The organism is Mycobacterium simulans (assembly GCF_900232995.1).
GTDB classification, from domain to species: Bacteria; Actinomycetota; Actinomycetes; order Mycobacteriales; family Mycobacteriaceae; genus Mycobacterium; species Mycobacterium simulans.
This window is the reverse complement of record NZ_OCVX01000094.1, coordinates 1-3057: the sequence shown is the minus strand read 5'-3', so window position 1 is coordinate 3057 and position 3057 is coordinate 1. Positions and strand designations below refer to the sequence as shown.

At 62.8% G+C, this 3057-nt stretch carries 1 protein-coding gene; it reads right to left on the bottom strand.

The genetic code is table 11. The features are described 5' to 3' along the window. Positions 1-3057, bottom strand: a 3057-nt coding sequence (locus MSIMFI_RS27475; RefSeq protein WP_191500066.1) for a condensation domain-containing protein, incomplete at both ends; no start/stop codon positions are given.

The window sequence follows — 3057 nt, the reverse complement described above, 5'->3', positions numbered from 1 at the left end:
CGCCGGCCCAGCGGTCGACCAGTTCGGCCGGGCAGGCTTCACCGCCCGTGATCAGGGTTGCCGACTCGAGGCCCTGGGGCGACAACATCGCCAACGCCGATGGGGTTTGACTGAGTACGTTGACGTGGTGTCCAACCAGTAAGGCCTGCAAGTCTTCTGGGGAACGCACCACCGAGTCCGGGACGACCACCAGGCACCCGCCATGCAACAGGGCACCCCAGATCTCCCACACCGAAGCATCGAACGCCAAGGAATGACATTGGCTCCACACCTGCCCGCCCGCTGGCAGCAGGCCGCTATCCAGCGACGCGAACAGTTGAGTGACATTGCGATGGGTAATTCCCACCCCCTTAGGAACACCGGTCGTGCCCGAGGTGTAGAGGATGTAGGCCAGATCGTCGGCGGCCGGATACATCCACTCTTTACTCGAATCGCCGTGCCCCCCAACAGCATCGACAACAACCACCGGCAAACCGGATCCCTCGAGGCGCCCAGCCAGATCCGTCGTCGTCACCGCAGCCACCGGGCCAGCATCCTCAACCACAATGTCAATCCGGGCATCTGAATGCGCCGGATCCATCGAGACATACGCCGCGCCGGTCTTGAGCACCGCCAACATCGCCACCACAGCGGCAACCGAGCGCTGCACCAACAGCGCCACCACATCGCCAGGCCCCACCCCTCCACCGGCCAACGCCTGCGCGAAATACTCCGCAGCACAATCCAACTCCCGGTACGTCAGCCGCTGATCGTCACACGCCACCGCAATCGCTTCAGGACTACGGCGCACCCACGCGGCAAACAACTCCGGTATTGACGCCTGCCCCGGCCCCATCGCAGCTAGTGCCGCACGATTACCGATCGCATCCAACTGAGCACGTTCGGTCTCAGCCAGGACCTCAACCGAGGACAATCGCCGCTGTGGGTCAGCGACCATGGCCACCAACACCCGCTCGAGCCGGTCGATAAGAGCACAGATACTGGCCTCATCGAACACATCGCTGCGATACTCCACTGCCCCACCGATGCCGGCGGGCTCACCGGTCTCGGTGAAGTTTTCGGCCAACGAAAACGTTAGGTCCATGCGGGCGGTCTGGGTGTGCATCGGCAGCGCGGTGATGTCCAAATCACCTAGCACCGGCTCAACAGTGTCGGTGTTTTGCCACGCCAGTCCCACCTGGACCAGGGGGTGATGCGCCAACGACCGGGCCGGGTTGAGCCGATCCACCACCGCCTCAAACGGCACGTCCTGATGCTCAAAAGCCGCCACGCAGCGCGCCCGCACCTGGGCCAACAACTCAGCAACACTGGGATCACCGAGCACCTCGATCCGCAATACCAACGTGTTGACGAAAAAGCCCACCAACTCATCCAGTGCGGGATCGCCCCGACCGGCGACTGGGATCCCCACTGCCACATCAGAACTGGCGCTGATCTTCGACAACAACACGCTCAAGGCGGCCTGGACCACCATGAAGCTGGTCGCATGATGCTCGCGGGCCACCCGCGCTACCTGCTGCTGCAGATCTACCGGCCAATCGATGTCAACAGTGGCGCCCCGATAGTCAGCCACCGGCGGATAAGGCCGATCGGTGGGTACCTGTACACGTTCGGCCATCCCCGCCAATGCGTCTTGCCAGTACTGCAGCTGGGCGGCCACACCGCTGTCGGGATCGGCCAGATCACCCAAATGCTCGCGCTGCCACAACGTGTAATCGACGTACTGCACCGCCAACTGCGCCCACTGCGGAGCATGCCCAGCGCACCGACTGGCGTAAGCCACACCCAAATCCGCGGTCAGCGGGGCCAACGACCAGCCATCAGCGGCGATGTGATGCACAGTGAGCACCAACACATACTGCTGCTGACCAACGATGAAAAGCTCTGCTCGAAAAGGGATTTCGGTCGACAAGTCGAACGTGTAGCGCGCCGATGCGGCCACCGCTTCATCGAGTCGAGTCCCAGACCACCCGCCCGCGTCGACAACACTCCACCCCACCTGTGCCTGCTCAGCAGGCACCACCACTTGCTGGGGTATCCCCTCGACCGCCGCAAAGACCGTGCGCAGGCTTTCATGACGGCCCACCACATCAACCAACGCCTGAGCCAACGCTGCAACGTCAAGCTCACCACCCAACCGCAACACCACCGGCACGTTGTAAACCGCGGTGGGCCCCTCAAGCTGATCAATAAACCACAACCGACTCTGGGCAAACGACAACGGAATCACCGCCGGGCGCCGATCCACCGCCGTCAACGGCGCACGCGCGCTACCACCAACTCCGACATAACCCACCAACTGACCCACCGTGGGCGCATCAAACAACGCGCGCACACTTAGACGGGTATCTAACGAGGTATTGATCGCGGCGATGGCTCGCATGGCCAACAGCGAATCCCCACCGAGGTCGAAGAAGGAGTCGTCGATGCTGATGCGTTGGATACCGAGGACTTGGGCATAGATTGTGGCCAGGATTTCTTCGGTTGGGGTGGTCGGGGCTCGATAGCTCTGGGTGCTGGTGTATTCGGGTGCGGGTAAGGCTTTGGTGTCGAGTTTGCCGTTGATCGTTAACGGCAACCGCGCCATCATCACGATCGCGGCGGGCACCATGTATGCCGGCAGCAGGCCAGCCAGTTGCGCGCGCACACCCACCGGATCCGCAGTCCCGGTGACATATCCCACCAACCGCGTATCACCGGGACGGTCTTGGCGGGCGATCACCACTGCTTGGTCGATACCGTCGATACCGGCCAACACCGCGGCGACCTCGGCTGGTTCCACCCGATGCCCTCGGATCTTGACCTGCTCATCGGCGCGTCCTAAAAATTCCAGCTGCCCATCGGCACGCCAGCGCACCACATCACCGGTGCGATACATCCGCATCCCCGCCGTCTCGAACGGGCATGCCACAAACCGTGATCCGGTCAATCCCGCGCGGCGCCAATACCCACACCCCAGGCCCGCACCAGCCACATACAACTCACCGGCAACTCCTACCGGAACCCGACGCAACCATCCATCGAGCACAAACAGTGCCGCCCCTGCTACCGGGGAAC